The sequence below is a fragment of the Pseudoalteromonas tunicata genome (assembly GCF_002310815.1).
GTDB lineage: Bacteria > Pseudomonadota > Gammaproteobacteria > Enterobacterales > Alteromonadaceae > Pseudoalteromonas > Pseudoalteromonas tunicata.
In genome coordinates this window covers 470,115-491,951 of sequence record NZ_CP011032.1, presented here as the reverse complement: position 1 = coordinate 491,951, position 21,837 = coordinate 470,115, and the positions used below count along the sequence as shown (strand labels likewise).

20 protein-coding genes are annotated in these 21,837 nt (G+C 40.7%); 6 read left to right on the top strand and 14 right to left on the bottom strand.

Annotated elements, in window-relative coordinates:
- Positions 1-71 precede the first annotated feature (71 nt).
- Together PTUN_RS02245 and PTUN_RS22090 are read left to right on the top strand one after the other, a co-directional pair.
- Positions 72-815, top strand: a complete 744-nt coding sequence (locus PTUN_RS02245; RefSeq protein ID WP_009838063.1) for a substrate-binding periplasmic protein — start codon at positions 72-74, stop codon at positions 813-815.
- Between the two features lie 12 nt (positions 816-827).
- Positions 828-1,517 (top strand): hypothetical protein, encoded by a 690-nt coding sequence (locus PTUN_RS22090; RefSeq protein WP_009838062.1) that lies wholly within the window; start codon positions 828-830, stop codon positions 1,515-1,517.
- A gap of 40 nt (positions 1,518-1,557) precedes the next feature.
- On the opposite strand, the gene PTUN_RS02235 is transcribed toward PTUN_RS22090, so the two are convergent.
- The 4 genes from PTUN_RS02235 to PTUN_RS02220 all read right to left on the bottom strand — a co-directional run bounded on the left by PTUN_RS02235 (position 1,558) and on the right by PTUN_RS02220 (position 4,351).
- Entirely contained in the window at positions 1,558-1,998 is a 441-nt protein-coding gene (locus PTUN_RS02235) for a hypothetical protein (protein ID WP_040643795.1), read from the bottom strand.
- 30 nt (positions 1,999-2,028) lie between these two features.
- Complete coding sequence (locus tag PTUN_RS02230) at positions 2,029-2,838, bottom strand: FAD:protein FMN transferase (protein ID WP_009838060.1); 810 nt, start codon at positions 2,836-2,838, stop codon at positions 2,029-2,031.
- A gap of 3 nt (positions 2,839-2,841) precedes the next feature.
- Positions 2,842-3,390, bottom strand: a complete 549-nt coding sequence (locus PTUN_RS02225; protein WP_009838059.1) for an FMN-binding protein — start codon at positions 3,388-3,390, stop codon at positions 2,842-2,844.
- Between the two features lie 70 nt (positions 3,391-3,460).
- Complete coding sequence (locus tag PTUN_RS02220) at positions 3,461-4,351, bottom strand: DUF6662 family protein (protein WP_009838058.1); 891 nt, start codon at positions 4,349-4,351, stop codon at positions 3,461-3,463.
- A 252-nt stretch (positions 4,352-4,603) separates the two neighbouring features.
- Between PTUN_RS02220 and PTUN_RS02215 the strand changes: the two genes are divergently transcribed.
- Positions 4,604-5,356: an NUDIX hydrolase gene (locus tag PTUN_RS02215; protein WP_009838057.1), complete on the top strand. Its 753-nt coding sequence runs from the start codon at positions 4,604-4,606 to the stop codon at positions 5,354-5,356.
- Positions 5,357-5,432: 76 nt separating this feature from the next.
- On the opposite strand, the gene PTUN_RS02210 is transcribed toward PTUN_RS02215, so the two are convergent.
- Entirely contained in the window at positions 5,433-5,732 is a 300-nt protein-coding gene (locus tag PTUN_RS02210; protein WP_009838056.1) for a DUF6172 family protein, read from the bottom strand.
- A 475-nt stretch (positions 5,733-6,207) separates the two neighbouring features.
- The gene (locus PTUN_RS02205; RefSeq protein ID WP_040643869.1) at positions 6,208-6,450 is read right to left on the bottom strand and encodes a DUF2798 domain-containing protein; all 243 of its coding nucleotides are present in this window, start codon (positions 6,448-6,450) and stop codon (positions 6,208-6,210) included.
- 73 nt (positions 6,451-6,523) lie between these two features.
- Between PTUN_RS02205 and PTUN_RS02200 the strand changes: the two genes are divergently transcribed.
- The 3 genes from PTUN_RS02200 (at position 6,524) to PTUN_RS02190 (ending at position 10,363) form a co-directional block, all read left to right on the top strand.
- Positions 6,524-7,420 carry a LysR family transcriptional regulator gene (locus PTUN_RS02200; RefSeq protein ID WP_009838054.1) on the top strand — a complete coding sequence of 299 codons (897 nt, stop codon included), beginning with the start codon at positions 6,524-6,526 and terminating at the stop codon, positions 7,418-7,420.
- A 129-nt stretch (positions 7,421-7,549) separates the two neighbouring features.
- The gene (locus PTUN_RS02195) at positions 7,550-9,961 is read left to right on the top strand and encodes an alpha/beta hydrolase family protein (protein WP_009838053.1); all 2,412 of its coding nucleotides are present in this window, start codon (positions 7,550-7,552) and stop codon (positions 9,959-9,961) included.
- Positions 9,962-10,108: 147 nt separating this feature from the next.
- Positions 10,109-10,363: a TIGR03643 family protein gene (locus tag PTUN_RS02190; protein WP_009838052.1), complete on the top strand. Its 255-nt coding sequence runs from the start codon at positions 10,109-10,111 to the stop codon at positions 10,361-10,363.
- 79 nt (positions 10,364-10,442) lie between these two features.
- On the opposite strand, the gene PTUN_RS02185 is transcribed toward PTUN_RS02190, so the two are convergent.
- From PTUN_RS02185 to prlC, 8 genes are all read right to left on the bottom strand, one after another.
- Positions 10,443-12,593: a M3 family metallopeptidase gene (locus PTUN_RS02185; protein ID WP_040643794.1), complete on the bottom strand. Its 2,151-nt coding sequence runs from the start codon at positions 12,591-12,593 to the stop codon at positions 10,443-10,445.
- A gap of 170 nt (positions 12,594-12,763) precedes the next feature.
- Positions 12,764-13,948: a BaiN/RdsA family NAD(P)/FAD-dependent oxidoreductase gene (locus PTUN_RS02180; RefSeq protein WP_009838048.1), complete on the bottom strand. Its 1,185-nt coding sequence runs from the start codon at positions 13,946-13,948 to the stop codon at positions 12,764-12,766.
- A 116-nt stretch (positions 13,949-14,064) separates the two neighbouring features.
- Positions 14,065-14,589 (bottom strand): non-heme ferritin, encoded by a 525-nt coding sequence (gene ftnA, locus PTUN_RS02175; RefSeq protein ID WP_009838047.1) that lies wholly within the window; start codon positions 14,587-14,589, stop codon positions 14,065-14,067.
- 162 nt (positions 14,590-14,751) lie between these two features.
- Entirely contained in the window at positions 14,752-15,225 is a 474-nt protein-coding gene (locus tag PTUN_RS02170; protein ID WP_009838046.1) for a peroxiredoxin, read from the bottom strand.
- 65 nt (positions 15,226-15,290) lie between these two features.
- A complete protein-coding gene (locus PTUN_RS02165) occupies positions 15,291-17,222 on the bottom strand; it encodes a methyl-accepting chemotaxis protein (protein WP_009838045.1) in 1,932 nt (643 codons plus the stop codon).
- Between the two features lie 142 nt (positions 17,223-17,364).
- Entirely contained in the window at positions 17,365-18,123 is a 759-nt protein-coding gene (locus PTUN_RS02160) for a class I SAM-dependent methyltransferase (protein WP_009838044.1), read from the bottom strand.
- 282 nt (positions 18,124-18,405) lie between these two features.
- On the bottom strand, positions 18,406-19,614 hold the full coding sequence (locus PTUN_RS02155) for a response regulator (RefSeq protein ID WP_040643868.1): 1,209 nt from the start codon (positions 19,612-19,614) through the stop codon (positions 18,406-18,408).
- Between the two features lie 157 nt (positions 19,615-19,771).
- Positions 19,772-21,811, bottom strand: a complete 2,040-nt coding sequence (gene prlC, locus PTUN_RS02150) for an oligopeptidase A (protein ID WP_009838042.1) — start codon at positions 21,809-21,811, stop codon at positions 19,772-19,774.
- Positions 21,812-21,837 lie beyond the last annotated feature (26 nt).

The following is a 21,837-nucleotide window of genomic DNA, read 5'->3' as shown; positions in this document are numbered from 1 at the left end:
AATAAAACTAGCTTAATTTTTAACTTCGTCACTATAATTGTATTTTTAGCAACAACATATAAGTCACCATTTTGTTTGTACGCTTAAGTTATTTATTACTGTTGTTTTGCTGTACCAGCATTGCCAATGAAAACAATATAAAGCAGCATTACCAGTTTGCCTCTATCGAATATCTTTTTGAACAAGAAGTCGGTCGCGTTGTACTGCCACAAATTTACCTTCAGCTTGGAATTGATATCGACATCACTCCGTTGCCAGGAAATCGTGCTCAATATGTTGTAAACAGTGGATCATTTGATGGTGAAATCATGCGTATTTGGAGTTATGGTGATGAAAACTCAACTAGTTTAAGAGTACCTACACCCTACTACTACTTAGAAACAATGGCCTTTGTTCGCACAGATAGCGGGATCAAAATCACTCAAGCTGAAGATTTGAAACAGTTTCGCGTTGGTCGCGTTCGTGGCGTTAAGCACACCAATAATATCACTGTCGGGCTTAGCGATATTTATGATTTAAACAGCACTCAGTTAATGTTTGAACTGTTAATGCAAAAAAAGATTGATGTTGCACTGACCAATACACTCGATGGGCAAGTCATAATAAAACGTAATAAATTTGATCATATCGAACCGATGAAAAAGCCTTTAGCCAAACTGGCCCTTTACCATTATATTCATAAGAAAAATAAAGTGCTTATTCCTTTAGTTGATCAGCAAATTCGTGACTTAAGCGAAACAGATGAATTAAAAAGCTTGATCAATCAAGCTGAAAACTATGTAATCACTCAACACATGAGCGCATCACATAACTAACAAGGCCTTTAAATGAAGCCTCATATCCAAACCTTAATTCAGCTATTAACCCACAAAGACTTTAAAGCCCTACTGACACATTATCAGCAATGTAATGAACAAGATAAAATCGACATGCTGGCTTTTGTCTACCAGCAAAGTCAAAAATCCCTGAATGTATTTGAATTTTACCAACAAATTGCAACTAAATTTATCGAAGCCGCAGGCTTACCAGAAGCTTTAATTATGCAAATAAATAGTAGCGATGCGTTAAGCTTTTTTACACCAGCGCTACAACTGAACCAATATTTTACTCGCACCAATTACTTGCAGCGTAATGTGCTGCATTATTTATTAGCGGGTAAAAACCCACCTTTTAATTACTTACGTTCTATGTTGTTATTTGAATCAAATGAAGCTCTGAGCCATGCTTTAATTGCACGAGATTGCAAAGACCTTACTCCTGTTGAGGTATACCTGCGGGTTAACAATCAGTTTGAGACATTAGCACCTCATGAATTGAGTGCACTACTTGGGTTGATGGAAGCCGAACAAACACTACAAGCAATTAATCCCGCTAACCTAACCTATTCAATCAACCATGTTGTAAAAAACCTTCAGCAACAAGGTTTATCAGTTAACGAGCGAGTTCAACGCATCGGGTTAATGGCTGCTTATTACGGTAAAACAGCCAGCCAAATAGTGAGTTCGTTGCACTCATAACTGAGCTCACCTTAACTAACGTATAGCAATAAGCTGAAACTTATGGCGCAGAAGAAGCTCTGCCAGTACGACTTTTTCGCCACCAGCGCTTGAGCTGCAATTGCGAAGCATGGGCAGGATAAACCAATAATAATGTTACGCCTAAATACCAATGCACCGTCCCCATAGCAATAGCGTCTAACACCATAATTGGATAATAAAGCAGTAAACCCGTTATGCTCAATAATAGCCACAATATTAAATGCATCACACCATCAAGGTGACGACGCCAATAACGCCATTTTTTTGCGATATGATCGCCAAGCATATAACCGAGCCCAATCAGCGCTAGATATGCAGCAGCACCATGAAATTGGCGAAATGTACCATTAAAAGGGTGCGGAAACTCATCTTCACTCGGTGGTAAACACAAGTATAAACCGATGCCACTGATAATCAGCAATACGACTATTGCGCTCATCAACCAATATTGTTTTTTCACATTTAAACCTTTTATTTAATGCGTAAGTCATTAACTCTGGCCATCCGCTGGCGTTAAAAGCAACCCACCCCAAGGCGTCAAATCAACCACCTCCCCTTGTAGTGCAACCACTTTAGTCAGGGCATCAGCACGCCATGCTTTTTTCGCTAATACCGACCAACAGCCAGCGCTAATTATTTCACCGTTAGGGTCAACAATCGCCGCAGGGTGTGAGGTAGTTGCCAACCCACATGAGGTTGCAACCGCAGCATTGGCAATACGGCCTAAATACTGACGCTCATTGTGTTGATTTTGCTGAAAAACTGCAATTTGTAACTCACCAAATACACTTAAATCACCGCCCGCATTAATAGAGCCGGCCTTAATACCGTAAGATTTTAGCACTGCTTGCGCACAATCAACCGCATAACCTTTGGCGATGCCATCAACGCATAATTGATGACCTTGAGTAATTTTAACTCTATGATTATTTATCAAAAAAGGAGGTGTATTACACTTGGAAAAAATCTCATCTTCAAAATGTTGCGGTAACAAACCAATTGTTTGTAATGGCTTAGTGCAGCTAATATTAAACAAGCCCGAACTTGAGCGATAAAGCACCTGAGCTAATCTCAAAACACGATAAATGTCGCGATCGCAGGGCTGCCAAACACCAGAATGACGATTGAGCACCGACAGAGCACTATCAGGTTGATGAAAACTCATTAAAGTTTGAATGTTTTCAATTTTGCTAAACGCAGCTGCAAAAGCCTGATTTAAATGACTTTGCGAGAAATCACCTTGCTCAATAGCAACCTCAACAAAAGTGCCAAGCAAAGGCCGCATGCGTTTTTGTAACACTCTTTAACTCACTTTTATCGCTTGCAGTGCCACATCATGCAATGCTAATAAACGCTTCACACCATCGGTAATATTGCGACACGATAACGTCGCCCCACTAATGTTTGGGATGTCTTTATTGAGTTTAAACTTATCGCCTAATTGTTTACCCATAAAATGAATGCGCCAATCAGGATTACGCACTTGGCCACCATGAGTTTCACGATAAGACATGATTTCAAGCCCTATTACTTTACCCGCAGGACTAATGGCAACGGCGTAACTAATAAATTCATGTTTACCAATTACTTGATCAGTTAAAAACCAACCAGCAAATTCGCCGCCTTCTTTTACCATCCATACATCTGGTTCAGCCGATCGTTGTTTTACCCCAGCTTTATCTTTAATCGCATCAAGTTGATCATCATTTAAATGCACCGCTTGCACAATAAATTCATCTGCCGTTGCAAACATCACTTGCTGGGCTTGCGCTACAGTTAAATAATCTGCCGCAAAAACATTCATCGATAATGCAGCTGCTGGTAACCAGACTAGGTTGGGCAATTTGGTCATTTTCGCCTCAAATTAAAAGTAAAAATAACCGCTCCATTGTTTGAGCGGTACTTAGTATTAACAACACGCCCTAAAAATTGAAACCCACTTTAAAACGCACTTCTTGTTTAGTTTTTTCAATTAAGTGCAATGAAAAATCATCTTGTTGATCAAACTTTTCAGCGCCGCCTTCTAACTGTTTAAAGTAAGTTAACGTCGCCCACCATTTTTGGTCACCATAATGAATCGAAGGACCGGCAAATAAAGACCAACGCTCAAGGTTCACTTCTGTTTCGTGTTCTTCTTCATAGCTAGTTTCAAAACCGACAGACCAATTTTCAACAAAACGATAACTCACACCTGTCGCCGCTTTAAGTTCAATTTCCATTTCAGCTTCTGTTGGCCATTCAAATCCTTCAGGTAAGCCACTTAATTCATCACGGGTCGCCGATGTTGCTTCAAGGCCTAAATCCATCATCCATACCAATTGGCCTTCCATGAAGTATTTTTGCATCAATACATCACTTTCAAAACTAATGGTTTTTTTGTCTTGGCCTGAATGTGGATCAACCGTTAAATAATCCAGTGACCAACCGAGTGTTAAACCAAAATCATCAAGTGCAGGGCTTAAAATATTATATTTCGACTTTAATTCAATACCAGCAAACTTCATTGAAAATTCATTATCAAAAGGCATGTAGCCATCAATCACAATACCCGATGTATTTAGCGACATCCCTTTAATTGACGCTGCCACAGTAAACTTATCTGTTACGCCATATTCAAACTCAGTTTCGCTGTCTATCGCACGGTATTTTCCCGCCCCTTTATCATTACGCTGAGTTAATTTTTGATATAACTCCATTGCACCTTCAGGCAAGGTTTCAGATCCTTGTACATAACCCAATAAATTTTCACCCGCAAACGATGATGTGCTAATAAATAAACCTGTTGAGAGTAATGATAACGCTATTTTTTTCATATTCTTAAAATGGTAATGAGAAGTAGACGTATTTTCTTAATCACAACTATCATTGCCAACAAAATAAAAATAATCTAAAAAATTATTAAATTAAAAACAAGCTAACTCACTGATTTACAAAATAACTACATTTTTACATTTTTTTAAAACAGTTTAATAATCGCAACTAATTAAGTTCCACTGGCCATTTTAATTAAACAAATGTAACGTTTGCAGCAATCAAACTGACTGAAAATTTAAAGAAGAAGAGTTATGTCGTATCTGATTGCCAAACTAAATCAGTATGGAGGAATTGAAATTTCTGGGCGCGATCTACCCAGCGATGCCAGCATGTTTGCCAACCAGCTGAATCAATCACAAGCTTACTGGCAACAAAATGGCTGCAAGGTAATTTGGCTGACCATTTTTAATAACGACGCCCATTTATTACCCGAAGTCTACAAAGCTGGCTTTACCAACCACCACTGCGCTAACGATCACATTACATTGACCAAACGCTTGGAAGTAGGCGCTCTTATTCCCAATTATGCTAGTCACACAATTGGCGTAGGCGGTTTAGTCATAAACGATAAAAATCAACTCCTTACCATACGAGAGCGCGACCATATAATTAGCCACCCTCATAACTGGAAATTTCCAGGTGGCATGCTCGACCCCAAAGAGCACATAGCTCAAGGTGCGGTGCGTGAAGTATTCGAAGAAACCGGAATTAGTACTACCTTTGAGTCTGTTTTAGGTTTTCGCCACTATCACAAAGGCCAATTTAATACTTCAAACATCTACGTAGTATGTCGTTTAACACCGTTAAGTCACGACATTGTGATGCAAACCAGTGAAATTGCCGATGCCCGTTGGATGGATATAAATGAGTATTTGAACGATGAAAAAATAGGCGCATACAACAAAGCGATTTTAAACAGTGCCCTCACAGAAAAAGGATTCAATTCAGTACAGCTTGCAACACTGTCCGGTAATCCAGACGAAGTAGAGATTTTTATCGGTTAATATTTCGCTAATAACAAAAAAGCCACTGACGTTATTACATCAGTGGCTTTTTGCTGATAAGAATTATCAGTGTCGATTATTCATCATCGCCGAAGTCGATGTTTTTAAAACCCGGCTTTGCTAAAATTTCTAAATAAAACGAACCATGATTTTGGCTTACAATATCATCAATACATTTGTTGATTGCAGATAAGCGAATTTCTTCAGCCACTTCTTCTGTTTGACCAAAACGGCAATCAAAATCCCAAAAGTCAGCACCTTCAGGCAATTTTTTATTGCGCTCGCGTTTAATGTATTTTTTTGCTTCAAATTTAAATGAATCAACCAAACGCTCTAATTTAATTTTTGGATGAGACAATACAAAAGTCTTTTTCATGATGTTCCTAGCGGCAATAAATGGATTGAAGGTCGTTTCGACCCGATCAGATAACACATTATACCTGTAACTAAATTAATTAACGTCATAATTGCTCGTAAAATCATAAGATATCTGTCATTTTCAGCTAAATTATTCATTCATATCAGTTAATTTATCAATTAGAGACTGCTATAACTGCTCTTGATAAAAGTAGGCAAAGATCTGAATTTTTTATAGTACGCAAAGCCGTCATCTATAAAAAAGCATGCTTAACAACCCACCACCACAATACAGCTATCTACTTAATTAACCTCAGTTCTAGATTAGAGATTTACCAACGTATTGAATTAAAATTAAATATTTAAGTTATTCATCTTTACCTAGAGATTTTTAAAGCTAACAAGGCGGAGTCTATTGCAAGCTAACCCAACAAACACTGTTAGCCTTGAAAATAGCAACCCCAGAGTGACTTATTATCTAGGATTGAGGTTAATTATAATGCTTGTGAGCGCTGCACTTTGTCTGTGGCCAAATAGCTCGCAAAACGTCGTACATGGGGAATAATTAAAGCATTTAAAATAATGGCGCAAAACCACGCAACTGGAAATCCCTGCGCCCAAACCATTACCCATTGTTTAGTAAAGCCAAATTGAAACAAGGTCATTAAGCCCGACATTAAAAATGCCATCACAAAAGTACATAATACAATCGTTAAGATCAGCTCTTTTTTACTCATTTTAGTTACCCCATTTGCTTGCGATGCTTTATTATAAAAGCCCATTTATGAATAAAAAACCGAGAAAAAAGGGATGAACAATACCATTTATGGGATGATTGATGACTTGTACTTGTTGTGTGTGGTCATTGATCTAGGTTCGATTACGGCAGCATCAACACAATTGGCCGTGCCGACTTCGACTGTCTCACGGCGCATTTGCGAGCTCGAAGCAAAACTCAATGCACGGCTTTTAACCAAGCAAGGGCGCAATGTTATCGCCACTGACTTTGGTTTAACGCTATATCAAGATTTTCAGGGTTTATTTAATCATTTAAGTGATGATTTATTAACGAAAAAAGCCTTGCATGATGATGTGCAAGGCCGAGTTAAATTAGTAGTCCCTGCTTTATTTTATCGGCGTATTATTCGAGAGCCCTTACTGCATTTTTTAACCCGTTACCCTAAAGTGGAGCTTGAGTTAGTACTGTCGGAAGAGCGTATTCAGCCGACTCTCGATACCGATTTAATCATTACATTTAACCAAAATATCGACCCTAATCTCATTGCCCGCCCATTAATTGCTGCGCAATATGCTACTTTTGCCAGCCCGAGTTTTATTAATGAAAATCCTGATATCAATGACATAAAACAACTAGCAAAGTGCAAGTGGATTGCCACCTCGCGCGATAAAATTGAGTTTTACCAACAGCATAAAAAAGTGGCAGAACTAACCAATCTTAACCTCACAGTGGTCAACAGCATTGAAGCCGTGATTGATTTTGTCAGTTCAGGCTTAGGAGTGGCGTCTTTACCACTGCATTTAACTAAAAATAATCCGCAATTAGTACGCATTATGCCCCACTATCATCAGCCCGAAAAAAGCGGTTATTTAGTGTATAAAGAGCGAAAGTATCAATCTAAAGCCACCCGTATTTTAATTGAGTTACTGATTGCAGAAGGCTCTAAACTCGACGTTTCTATTACCTAATACAGAGTTTTAAGAGCGATTCCGTTTATGCTATACCTCAGTCCGCCCATCACATAATTAAACTAGCCTATTGATAAATTTGATTTTTTAATCAATGATGCATTCATTTACCTAACAAGGACTGCTTGAATGTATCGAATATTTTTACTCAGCTTATTACTGCTTAGCCAATGGGTGCTGGCCAATACTGGCTACCAAACGCCAAATAAAATGATGGCGGATTTGGTCGATGCGCCTCAACGTCCGGGTTTTAGCATCTCGCCAAATAAACAATGGGTTGCTGTATTAAACCGCCCAGGGCTTGCCAGCATCGAAGAACTCGCCCAGCCAGAAGCCAAATTAGCTGGCTTGCGTATTAATCCGAATATCTTTTCGACCAGCCGTGCTACAGGCTACAACGGCATTGAGCTACGCTCACTAATCAACGACACGACCATTACCATCAAAAATTTACCTAAGGGTAAAATTCTTGATGTGCAGTTTGCCCCTAACAATGCACACATTGCGTTTATTGTTGAAACCAATAACGGCTTAACACTGTGGCGCTTTGATTTAAAAAGCCAAAAGTTACATCAAGTGAGCAAAAACACCATAAATGCCGCATTAGGTGGGGCTAAATATCGCTGGAAAGAGGATTCATCGGGCTTTTACACCCGTTTAACCGTGGCACCCGCAAGCGATATTCCAAAACAAACAACCAGCAATATTGAGCCAATTATTCAAACCTCTGATGGTAAAAAAGCAGCGGTTCGTACCTATTCAAATTTATTAACGTCACCCCATGATGAAGCGGTATTTAGCTTTTTAACGACTTCCCAATTGGCAGAAATAAGCCTCAAAGGAAAAATTAAGAAACTAGGTCAGCCGGGTATTATTAATCAGTACCGTCCATCGCCCGATGGCCAGTATTTATTAGTGTCGCAATATAAAAAGCCGTTTTCGTATTTAGTGCCTGCTAGTCGTTTTCCACTGCTAAGCCAAATTTGGGATAAAGCAGGTAAAAATGTGATTACTGTGGCCGATTTACCTTCAGGCGAAAGCATGCCAAAAGGATTTGATTCGGTACGTGAAGGCCGCCGCAGCATTGAATGGCGCGACGACCACCCAGCGACACTTGCATGGGCGCAAGCGCTTGATGGCGGCGATATGAGCCAACAACATGATTTTCATGACTCTGTTTATACTTGGGCTGCACCATTTAAAAACGAACCAAATTTACTGATGAAGATTGAGCGCCGCTTTAGTGGTATTCAATGGGGTAACGGCCAATTTGCCATTATTAGTGATTGGCGCTTTAGCGATCGCCAAGTGCGCTCATGGAAATTCACACCTGATAACCCAAGCGAAAAAACCGTGTTATTTGAACAACGTTCTTACAATGATAATTACAAAGATCCGGGTAATTTTGTGTATGAGCGCAATCAATATAACCAAAATGTGATTAAAGTAGTTGATAACAGTAAAGTATTGCTAACAGGCATTGGCGCGTCACCGCAAGGTAATATTCCATTTATGGATAGCTTTGATTTTGCAACGGGCGAAATACAACGCTTGTGGCAATCAGCTGCACCGTATTACGAGCGCATTTTAGTCACGCTAAATAATGAAGCGACAAAAGTGCTTACCTTGCGTGAATCAACCAACGAACAACCTAACTTTTTTATTCGTGATTTAGCCAATAATTCCGTTAACCAATTTACCTTTTTTCCACATCCTGCCCCACAATTTAATGGCGTGAAAAAAGAGCAAATTAGCTATACCCGTAAAGATGGCGTAGAGCTTACAGGTACTTTATATTTACCGCCAAATTACGATGCCAGCCAAGGCCGTTTGCCGGTATTAATGTGGGCCTATCCGCAAGAATTTAAAGATAAAAAAGTAGCCAGCCAAGTCACAGACTCACCGTATGAATTTGTTAATGTCAGCTATTGGGGTCCAATGCCGCATTTAGCGCAAGGTTTTGCGGTATTTGACGACCCTAAAATGCCAATTATTGGCACTGGCAATGAACTTCCAAACGACAGCTTTCGAGAGCAGTTAGTCGACAGTGCAGCTGCTGCGGTAAAAGTATTGGTTGATAAAGGCATTGCCGACCCTGATCGCATTGCTATTGCAGGCCACTCATACGGCGCATTTATGGTGGCGAATTTATTAGCACATTCTGATTTATTTAAAGCCGGTATTGCACGAAGCGGGGCTTATAATCGCACGTTAACGCCATTTGGTTTTCAAGGTGAAGAACGAAGTTTTTGGGAAGGGCAACAAGTGTATGGCGATATGTCACCATTTTTTCATGCTGAAAAAATTGATGAGCCAATGTTGATGATCCACGGTAAAGAAGATCCCAACTCAGGCACATTTCCAATGCAGTCTGAGCGCATGTTTGCCGCAATGAAAGGCTTAGGTGGCAATGCACGTTTGGTGATGTTACCACATGAACAACATGGTTATCGCGCACGTGAATCATTGCTTCATGTATTGTGGGAACAAGAGCAATGGCTTGAAAAATATGTAAAAAACGCTAAACCAGCAGCAAAATAGTTACTCTATCGTAGCGACCATTGCAAATGTAATGGTCGCAATCACCTTCTCATCCTTGTGCTCAAAACGTTAAAATTCGCATTAAATTGATCGCACCTGCAAACACTCATCGTATTACAACCATAAATCTCAACAACTGATAGCAATATGACCCACTTTAACCAAGCCGAAACTTCAAGGATCATCGAAATGGCCTGGGAAGATCGCACCCCATTTGAAGCAATTGAACAACTCTACGGCTTAACTGAACCCGAGCTGGTACGCTTTATGCGCAGCAATATAGCCAAAGGATCGTTTAAAACCTGGCGTGAGCGCCACAGCGGTCGCAAAACCAAGCACCTGAAGTTGCGCTCACCCGATATTATGCGTAGCCATTGTAAAACCCAGTACAAACAGCGCTAATTATCAACCATAAAAAAGCCTGCAATTGCAGGCTTAATTCAAAGAGTTACGCTAAAACTTAACGCTTAAAAGTGAAAGCTTATAACAAGCCTCGGCGTTTTAATAACGCATCGGTACTTGGCTGCTTACCAGTAAATTTAATATAGTTTTGCATTAAATCTTGGCTATTACCTTTAGATAAAATCGCTTCACGGTATTTATCGCCATTTTCACGATTTAAACCACCTTGGGTTGCCATGAACGAAAATGAATCAGCAGCAAATACTTCGGTCCATAAATAAGCGTAATAACCCGCCGAATAACCACCACCAAAGCTGTGGCTGAAATACGTGCTTTTATAACGGGCTGCAATTGGCGCATAATCTAAACCATGCTTTGCCAACGCTTGTTTTTCAAATGCTGCGCCATCAGTAATCTCTGTATCGGCAGAAATTGAATGCCATTCCATATCAAGCAGTGCTGCGGCTAAATATTCTGTTGTACCAAAACCTTGGTTAAACGCTTGAGATTTTAATACTTTAGCTAATAACTCAGCAGGGATAGCCTCACCCGTTTGATAATGCTTAGCATAATTGGCGATAATGTGTGGATCGATACTCCAATCTTCATTTGCTTGTGATGGAAACTCAACAAAATCGCGCGCTGTGGCCGTACCCGCAAGGCTTGGATAAGTCACGTTTGAAAATAAGCCATGAATGGCATGACCAAACTCATGAAATAACGTACTTACTTCATCAAAAGTCATTAAGGTTGGTTGACCTTCTGAAGGCTTAGGAATATTTAACGCATTATAAACAACCGGTTTAGTGCCTTTTAATTCTGATTGACTGACAAGTTCATCCATCCAAGCACCACCTTGTTTACCTTCTCGAGCATACGGGTCAAGGTAAAATAATCCTACTGGGCTGCCGTCTTGGTTGAATATTTCAAATGCCGATACATCTTTATGCCACACAGGTAAGTCATCACGGCGCTTAAAACTAATACCGAATAGTTTATTCATCGCATAGAATAAACCATCGTTTAATACCGTATTATATTCAAAATATGGCTTCACTAAGCTTGGGTCTAAATCGAAACGCGCTTGGCGTACTTTTTCAGCATAAAAAGCCCAATCCCACGCTTCAAGAGTAAAGTCTTTGCTATCTTTAATAATTTCAGCTTGAATTGCTTGTGCTTCAATTTTTGCCTTAGCTAATGCCTTTGGTGCTAAGTCATCTAAAATGCCATATACCGCTTCTGGGGTTTTTGCCATTTGGTCGGTCAAGGTGTACGCAGCCCAATTTGGGTAACCTAATAACTGAGCTTTTTGCGCACGCAATTTAGCAATTTGCAGGTTAAGTGGTCCATTGGTATCAACTGCACGATAAGCAGACGCTTGCCAAATTTTTTGTCTTAACTCACGGTTTTCAAGGCTCGCTAATAAAGGTTGGGTCGTGGTATTGACCAAGGTGATCATATACCCTTCTTTGCCTGCACCTTGCGCAGCAGCGGCTAATGATGCGATATCATCATCTGATAAACCCGCCAGTTGCGCTTTGTCTTGCACTACAATGACATCTTCTTTAAATGACTTAAGAATGTTTTGCGAAAAGCTACTTTCTAATTTCGCAAGCTCACCATTTAATGTACGCATCTTAGCTTTATCCGCTTCAGATAACGTCGCACCTGCACGTTCAAATTGGCTAAAATACACCTCAGTTAAACGTAACGCCTCACCACTTAACGCCGCTTTATTTTTATAAACCGTTTCAATGCGAGCAAATAAAGCCGCATCAAGAAACATATTATCTGAATGAGCTGTCAGTTTAGGTACGATTTCTTCTTCGATTTTGATGAAATTATCATCCGAAATCAGCCCAGACAAATTGTTAAAAGCACGTCTAACACGGTCCAGAAGTTCACCTGATTTTTCAAGCGCAACAATGGTATTTTCATATGTTGCTGGTGCAGAGTTTTGCGTTATTAAGCTAATTTCGGCCTGTTGCTCAGCCATACCTTGAGTAAAAGCAGGGATAAAATCACTGGCTTTAATTTTATCAAATTGTGGCGCTTGGAATTGTAAAGTACTTGGCTGTAGCAATATATTGTCGCTCATGTTTGCTTGGCTACTTTGTGTTGTTGAAGATAAGGCTGAAGCAGTGGCCGAAGTTGAATCTGTCGGTTCTTTTGAACAACCGCTCAGCAGCAAGGCTGCCGTCACTGCTGTGGTGATTAAAGATTTACGCATTAATGTGTTCCTGGGCATTCGCCATGTTATCGTTTTATGAAGGATTAAAAGTCAGCTTACCGTTTTGCACTCAAATGCAAAAAATACCAACGGCATCACCAAACTTTAGCCCATTACCATAACAAGACCCATGCCCGCAAACAATGGTTAAATCTCTATTTTCGTCACTATTACGCCGCGCCACCGCATGCTACGCCTGAGCTCCAGGCGAATTGAAAATTGTAGCCACCGAGCCAGCCGGTGACGTCGATGACTTCACCAATAAAAAATAAACCGGGAGCTTTTTTGGCCTCGAAGGTTTTTGAGCTAAGTTCGTCGGTATCGACTCCACCTAAAGTCACTTCAGCTGTGCGGTAACCTTCGGTGCCATTTGGTTTAATTTGCCACTGATGAATATAGGCCGCAAGGGCGTCAATTTCACCGTGGGTCAGTTGGTTCAGTGCTTTATCGGGAATATCGTTGTGTTTGATCATGATGTCGATTAAGCGTTTTGGTAATAATAACCCTAAGGTATTTTTGAGTGATTTTAAGCCTTGCTGCTCACGTAAAGTATGAATGTGCGCGGCTAAATCTAGCTCTGGCAATAGGTTTATGGTAACGGCTTGCCCTGCTCGCCAAAATGATGATATTTGTAAAATTGCGGGGCCTGATAAACCACGATGGGTAAAGAGGATATTTTCACGAAACTGCGTGCCATCTTCACTGCTAACTAAACAATCTACACTCACTCCCGATAAACCATCAAAGCGTTCTTTATCATGGTCATGCAATGTAAAAGGTACGAGCGCAGCACAGGTTGGCAGTACATTTAAGCCAAATTGTTCCGCAATTTTATAGCCAATCGGACTTGCGCCTAGTTTTGGCATCGTTAACCCACCCGACGCCACCACTAATGATTGGCATTGATAGCGGCCATCTGAGGTTATAACCTGATAACCCGCATCCGTTTTACTAACACTCACCACTTCGCTGCGTAGGATCACTTGCACACCTGCCCATTCGCATTCGGTCATTAAAATATCAACAATATCTTGGGCGCTGTTATCACAAAATAGCTGACCAAGGGTTTTATGGTGATAAGCTAAACCATGGCGGTCGACTAGCTCAATAAAATCGTGCTGGGTATAGCGGCTTAAGGCCGATTTCACAAAATGTGGATTTTGGCAAAGGTAGTTTTCGGGGGTGGCATTTTCGTTGGTAAAATTACAACGACCACCACCGCTGATGAGGATTTTACGGCCAGGCTTTTTGCCCATATCAAGCACAGCGACTGAACGACCACGATACCCAGCGGTAGCCGCAGCCATTAGCCCTGCGGCGCCTGCACCAATAATCACTACATCAAACTCTTGCATACCAATACCTTTTCAACTGTGCGCCCAAGGGTGCTTTTTACGCTAATTTAATCAAGCTGGGCCGATAAAAAAAGGATGCATAGCATCCTTTTCTCTGAGGGGGCGATTTTACTCTATTACGCGCTCGGATCCATAATAGAACTTGAGCCCGTTTTAGCCAGTTGGGCTAAGTCTTTGTCTATCCAGAATAATGCTTTTCCGTCTTCACCAACTAATTCGATTTTATCGATAATGCCTTTGAACAGTTTTTCTTCTTCGTGTTGCTCGGCTACATACCACTGCAAAAAGTTGAACGTTGAATAATCGTGCGTAGTAAATGCGGTATGAGTAAGCTCGTTGATTTCACGTGTAATTAAACATTCGTGCTCGTAGGTAGCTTTAAAAATGTCGCCAAGTGATGCAAATTGGTGTGGTGGGGCCGAAATAGTGCCTAAAATTGGCAACGCCCCGGTTTCGCTCACGTAGGTAAATAAACGATTCATATGAGTCATTTCTTCACGGGCGTGTTTACGCAGTAACTCAGCTGCACCTTCAAAACCTTTATCTTCGCACCATGCGCTCATTTGCAGGTATAAATTTGATGAATAAAATTCTAGGTTAATTTGCTCGTTTAGTTTTTCGACCATAGCGGCAGCTAGCATGAGGTTCTCCTTTGTTTTAAGAGGCCGCATTGTTGGTGATTTGGCAAAAAAAATCAAGTTAACAGATTGCTCTATTAACTTGATTTATAATATTTTTTAGCTGATTTTGTTTGATTGTAATTCGTATTAACAACCAAACTCTTATTCAGCTAATACAGTTATTTAAATCTGGGCTAGAATGTGCTCAGCTTTCGATACTTCAAATTCTTTGCCCTCTTCAACCGCTAAATAACTCACTACGCCATCGTCAACGATCATGGCATAACGCAGGGCGCGAGTACCGCCAAAAGCACCTGTTTCTTGTGCTAAACCAAGTGCTTGGCTAAAACTTGCATCACCATCAGCCAGCATAATTAACTGCTCAGCATTTTGGCTTTGGCCCCACGCTTTCATTACAAACGCATCGTTAACTGATAAACAAATAATGCTATCAACACCTTTGGCTTTTAACTCATCGGCTAGAACTACATACCCAGGCAAATGTGCTGCAGAACACGTTGGCGTAAATGCGCCTGGTAATGCAAACATCACTACTTTTTTACCCGCAAATAAGTCAGCAGTGGTTGGGTTGCTCATACCATCGGCTGTTAAGACATTAAATACATGAGTCGGTAAAGATTGGCCTACTGTAATCATTTGAGTTCCTTATATTAATTTGTTAAGTACAACCCTTTACTTGTAACCTATCAATCCATTAAATGCTAGTTTAATCCAAGGCTTTGACGGACATTTTGCATTTGTTGCTGCAAACTATGCTGCACATGGCTCACTAATTCGTTCGCTTGGGTTACTTGGTTTTTCATTTGACCCATCGCATTTGAAAAATTCTCAAGTAAATGATGCTGATTAGCCGCAACTTGGCTGGCATCTTTGGCCACTTGGCTGGCCGACTGGGCATTTTGTGCCACTTGTTCTGAATTGAGTTTAAGTTGTTCAGCATTGCTAGTTTGGCTTTGAGAATCTTGTGCTAAGGCGTTAATTTGGGTTGATACTTGTTTGGAGCTATTGGTCAGTAAATCGAGTTGAGTTTTAATATCGCCCAACGATAACTGCGTTTGCTGCGCAAGTTTTCGCACTTCGTCAGCGACCACCGAAAAGCCTCGACCATGCTCACCGGCTCGGGCAGATTCGATTGCAGCATTAAGCGCTAACAAATTAGTTTGCTCTGCAATTGATTGAATAACATCAACCACATTGTGCACATCTGACACGCCTTTTAGCAGCTCATCTAGGCTATTCATTCCTTGCTGAACCTTGCTGTGGGTTGAAGAGCTGGCCGCAAGCATCGATTGGGCATAACCCAAACTGTGATCCATCGCACTAAAGGTATTTTGAGCGTTATCTTCTACTTGTGCATTTACCTGATTAAGTTGCTCTGCCATCTGCTTGATATCAATCAGTAAACCTTCGTTACGCTCTACTTGATCAAACGTATGGTGCGAGTGACCGCTGATATTATTGAGGTTTTCACTCATATCTTGCATAAATTCGTTAATTAGCCCGAGCATTTGCTCTCGTTCGGTCATTTGCACGCGTTGCTGTTCAATCAGTTGATTAAAATAGGCCGTGATTTCGCCCGTTTCGGTATCTGCTCGGCTATTTTCAAGCGCTTTGAGTTCATTGGTTTCAAGTAAGTTTTTAAAAGCATTACGTAAATTGCGCAGCGGATTAAGCACTTGCTGGCGCTGAGTAAAATACACTGCAATGGCTAAAATAAATAACCCACTAATATTGGCCGTAAAAATCATTAATACTTGGCTTTGAGTGGCCTGTTGCTCACTCAGTAAATCTTGCTCTGCTTCAAGCACCGTATTGGCTAACGCAGCAATTTCGGTTCGCAGTGCAGCAATGCCTGCAACGCGCTCTTTGGCCTGCTCAATTGTGCTACTAAAATCACGTAAAAAGCGATTTGGCCAGCTGCTTAATTCTGCTTTTATTTCATCTGATAATTCTTCTTTGTCATCATCAACAAACAACTCATCTTCATCCGATTCTGCATACAAGCCAAAGGTCGGTAGCTGATCAATGGTTTTGGCTAAGGTTTGTAATGCACGGGTGGTATTTTTAACGTTGTTTTCGCCCTCAGTTGAATACGATTGGCTCAAAGCCTGACTATAAAGTGCCAAGTTGAGGGTTTGCGCGGCGTAATCAGCCGCTAATAGTGAGTATTTTTTGGCAAGTTCGTGTTTATCTTCGGTCGCTTTTTGTGCGTAATTAGTGAGTGAGGTAGCACTGCCAGACATCTGTCTGATTGCGTTGTCAATTAGAGCGTTTTCATTGCCTGATAGCTTGCCAAGTGCACGATATTTAGTCTCAATTCCTTGTAATAAGGTTTCAAATTGCGCCAGCAGTTTTTGCTGCAGATCATGGGGCAAATGTGCCAATTGCTGGTTTTCAATTTGAGCAATAAGCTCTTGGGCTTTAGTGAGTGCTTGGCTATCACCTGATGCAAGGTAGTCTTCAATTTGACGTGAAAGCGTAACAACTAATGCTTGTTTAACCGTGTTGTAAGAATGGGTTTGGTCACTTAGAGCAATTTGCACTTTTGCAGCCCAAAACAAAGTAGCAGCCAAAGTTATACTCGCACCCAGCAAGAGTACGGCTAATAATCGAGTAAAAGATGAAACACGCATTAACAAAAGCTCCTGTTGGCTAGCTAAACGCGCCGACAGTACCTCTTTTATGTGACATTTTTATTTAAGAATTATGACAAGCCAATTAGTCGTGATGCGAGTTAAAATAAGCATTTGTATTTTAAAATAAAAAACGAACTTGTTATTTATTCATTCCGGCTTTTACATAAACATCAAAACGGTTTTTTTTCGTTGCGATGACCATAGATGGTTTTTGCAAATTAAGGTCTGGTGCATAATCTGGGCGTTTTACCACTACACGCTTATTAGCAAGCGCTAAGGCATCGGGTAGTAAAGCATCGGCATCCAGATCTTGGCCCACTAAATCTTGAAATACCCGCATTTCTTTTTTCACTAAGGCTGATTTATCGCGATGTGGATACATAGGATCTAGATAAACCACATCAATCGCATGACCTGAACTGGGTAAAAGTTGATGGCTACTACCAAACTCCATTTGCATATTTTCTTGCATCCAAGTGCCTATTTCAGCATCTTGATAAGCGCGTTGTAAACCATCAAATAGTAACGCAGCGACAACAGGATGGCGCTCGTGCAAAATCACTTTACAGCCTAATGCGGCAAGCACAAACGCATCACGACCAAGCCCAGCTGTACCATCGAGCACTGTTGGTATTGCGCCTTTATTCAGCCCAACCGCTTTTGCAATTGCTTGACCTTTACCGCCACCAAATTTACGCCGATGTGCTGCGGCACCTGTGACAAAATCGACTCGAATGGCGCCAAGCTTCTTTTCGTCGGTTTTAAATAACGACAAGCCACTTTCATCGTAATAAAGTTGAAATAGATTGCCAGGATTTGACCAAGCAGCAAGATTAAACTGCTGTTCGATGCGGGCTAAATAAGGACGAACTTCTGAAAATGGGCTTTGAATTATCAAGACGAATACTCTCACTAATGAACCGCGCCATTATACGCAAAGCAGTGCAGGCAAAGCGATTTAAAACTGAGCCGTTAAGCTAAAATAACCTCATTTCTAGATAGTAAATTTATTTTAGGCAACTATTTTCAGCTTTAACAGCGTTGGATTAACGTGTAATAGTCCGGCTTTTGAAAAGACAATCTACCTGATTAGGGTAGAAAATTTCAGACTAGAGCTCTGAATGATCTAAATATTTAATTTTGATTCAATATGTTGCTAAATCGCAATTCAGAACTCAAGTTAAAATAATTCAATATCGATTTGTGAGGTGACTTCGTTAATGGTTTCTTCTTGATGCAGTTGAGAGAATCGCTCCAACATTTGCGTACGCTGCATCATAATATGTTCCATATAAACAATCACATCATTAAAAGAGCTACGCATCTGTTGCGTTAGCTGTAAATGTTGTTGCAACTCTTTTACCGTATGCTCAACCGAGTTTAAAACAAACTCTTCTTGCTCGTCTTCTAAATCAAGGGTAGGAATAACATTAATAAAATTATTGTATAGGCTTTCAACCATTTCGACTGAGGTTTGACCATGAGCGTAAATATCTTCAATCTGGTTGCGCAATGTTGTATCAACTAAATTAAAAGTATCCGTAATTTCATTGGCTTGATCAAAAATCATTTCGTTGATTTCCATCGACATCACTTTGGCATTTGTTGCCTCAAGTAAATGCGGAAATAAATCTTTAAAACGGCCGTAGGTAGCTGCATCGGCAAGTGGCATGTTCTTAATTAATAAAGAGACTTTAGGGTAATTAATTATGGTGCGGGCACCAAAATCAATAAAGCGTTCACCATCACGGCATTTATTTAATAGCTCTTCTTCAAGTGGGCATACAGCATCATGATTACTAAAAAATTCAGTACCTTCTTTATACCAAAATACCAGTACAACATTTAATTCAAGCGGAGCAAAAAACTCAAAAAAATAATCACCTAACCGTGCTAAGCTGTGAGCATTATAGGTTTGGCCCACATAACGCATTACCCGCCCCATATCACTAAAGTCGGTCAAAGCCATTTCAGCAGTCGATTCTGCATGCGCAATATGCTCTTTGAGCGATATTGAACGTTGACGGTATTGATAAAGTACCTCGATACGCGCTAGTAGCTCATCTTTCTCAAATGGCTTAACAATATAATCATCTGCGCCTGAGTTATAACCACGGATCCTGTCACTGAGCGCCCCACGTCCTGAAATAAACATCACTGGTATATCATTGGTTGATGAGTCGCGTTTGAGCATTTGGCATACTTCGTACCCAGTCATGCCCGGCATTTCAACATCGAGTAAAATAATATCTGGGCTTTTTTTAATGGCGGCACGGATCCCTTGTTCACCATTTTCAGCTACGGTCACTTCGCAATAATCATGTAAAGTTTGTTGAATTAACGAACGAATGAATTTGTCGTCATCTATGGCTAAAACCAGTTTTGACATTTGGCTGCTTCCTTTTGCAATGATTACTGGGCGAAGATGAGGTTTAAAAAGCATAGTACGCAGGTCGGGTTTTGAAAATTTTTTTTCAATAAATCAGCAGCTAAAATAAAAAAAGCACCCGAAGGTGCTTTCACAAAATAAAACAAACTAAGCCAAGTTAGGCACCAATTCCACTGTGGCGGAGCAAAGCATCAATTTGCGGTGCTCGTCCTCTAAATGCAGTAAATAACTCCATTGGTTCTAACGAACCACCCATTTCAAGAATATTGTTCATAAATGAGCGCCCTGTTTGGGTATTAAATACGCCCTCTTCTTCAAAACGAGAAAACGCATCTGCCGAAAGCACTTCTGCCCATTTGTATGAGTAATAACCAGCGCTATAACCACCAGCAAAAATATGGCTAAAACCATGCTGAAAACGATTAAAATGCGGCGCTTTAATTACAGCAACACGCTCTCTGACGGCATCGATGGTTGCTTGGATATGCTCTTTGGCATCCACTTTAAAATCAGCATGAATATGAAAATCAAATAGTGAAAATTCAATTTGACGCACCATCATCATCGCAGATTGATAATTTTTAGCAGCTAGCAGTTTATCGAGTAATTCTTTTGGTAAAGGCTCATGCGTTTCGTAGTGGCCTGAAATAAACGCCAATGCTTCTTCTTCATAACACCAGTTTTCAAGGAACTGACTTGGCAGCTCAACCGCATCCCATGCTACGCCATTTATACCCGATACCGCACCGGCTTCAATTTTGGTCAGCATATGATGTAAACCATGGCCAAATTCATGGAATAACGTCGTTACTTCGTTGTGGGTAAATAACGCAGGTTTATTGCCAACAGCTTTATTAAAGTTACACACCAAATAGGCAACGGGTAATTGTAGCTCACCATTTTGGCGCACTTTGCGGCCAATACAGTCATCCATCCATGCTCCGCCACGCTTATTATCACGGGCATAAAGGTCTAAATAGAATGAGCCTCGTTTATTGTTGTACTCATCGATAATGTCGAAAAAACGCACATCAGGATGCCAAGTATCAATACCATTTACTTCAACCACTGTGATGCCAAATAAGCGCTTAACCGTTTCAAACAAGCCACTTAATACGCGGTTTGCCGGAAAATAAGGGCGCAGCACTTCATCTGAAATCGCATATTTTTGCTGTTTTAATTTTTCGCTGTAATAACCAATATCCCAAGCTTCGAGCTTATCAACACCATGGGTTTGTTTTGCAAACTCAACCACTTCAGCGAGCTCTTGTTGTGCTTGTGGTTTTGAGCGTGCCGCCAAGTCATTTAAAAAATCAAAAACTTGCGCTGTATTTTCGGCCATTTTGGTTGCTAAAGAATGCTCCGCATAGTTTTCAAAATCAAGTAATTGAGCTAATTCATGACGCAGTGCCAGTTGCTCATTCATAATGGCACTGTTATCGAATTCACCGGCATTTGGGCCTTGCTCTGAAGCGCGAGTGGCAAAGGCGACATAGGTTTCATGACGAAGTTCTTGACTGTCGGCATAGGTCATTACAGGTAAATACGAGGGGAAATCTAAGGTAAACAACCAACCTTCTAAGTTTTTGCTTTGCGCTGTTTGTGCCGCTAATGCTTTGGCTGATTCAGGCAAACCACTTAATTGCGCTTCATCGGTAATGTGTTTTTGCCACGCTTGAGTTGCATCCATCACATTGTTGCCATATTTAGCTGCAAGCTCTGATAAACGAGCACTAATTTCACCATAACGCTGTTGTTTTTCTGGCGATAACGAAATGCCCGATAATTTAAAATCACGTAGCGCGTTGGTAATTACTTTTTGCTGCGCTACCGACAAAGAGGCAAACTCTGGCGAATCAAAAATAGCTTGATAGCCTTGATACAAACCTTGATGTTGACCAACAAAGGTTGAATATTCAGAAATTAACGGTAAACACACATCGTACTGTTCACGAAGTTCAGGGCTATTGACCACCGAATGCATGTGCGACACTGGCGACCAAAGACGAGAGAGTTCATCATCGACTTCTTCAAGTGGTGCTATAAAGTTTTGCCATGTTGGCGTTGGGTGAGTCAGCACTTCATCAATAGTTTTACGGCACTTTTCAATGCCTTGCTTGAGCGCAGGGACAATATGTTCTGGCTTGATTTGAGAAAATGGTGGTAAACCTTCAAGGTTAATCAATGGATTAGTCATAATGTGTCTCTTGCGTTAATTGCATA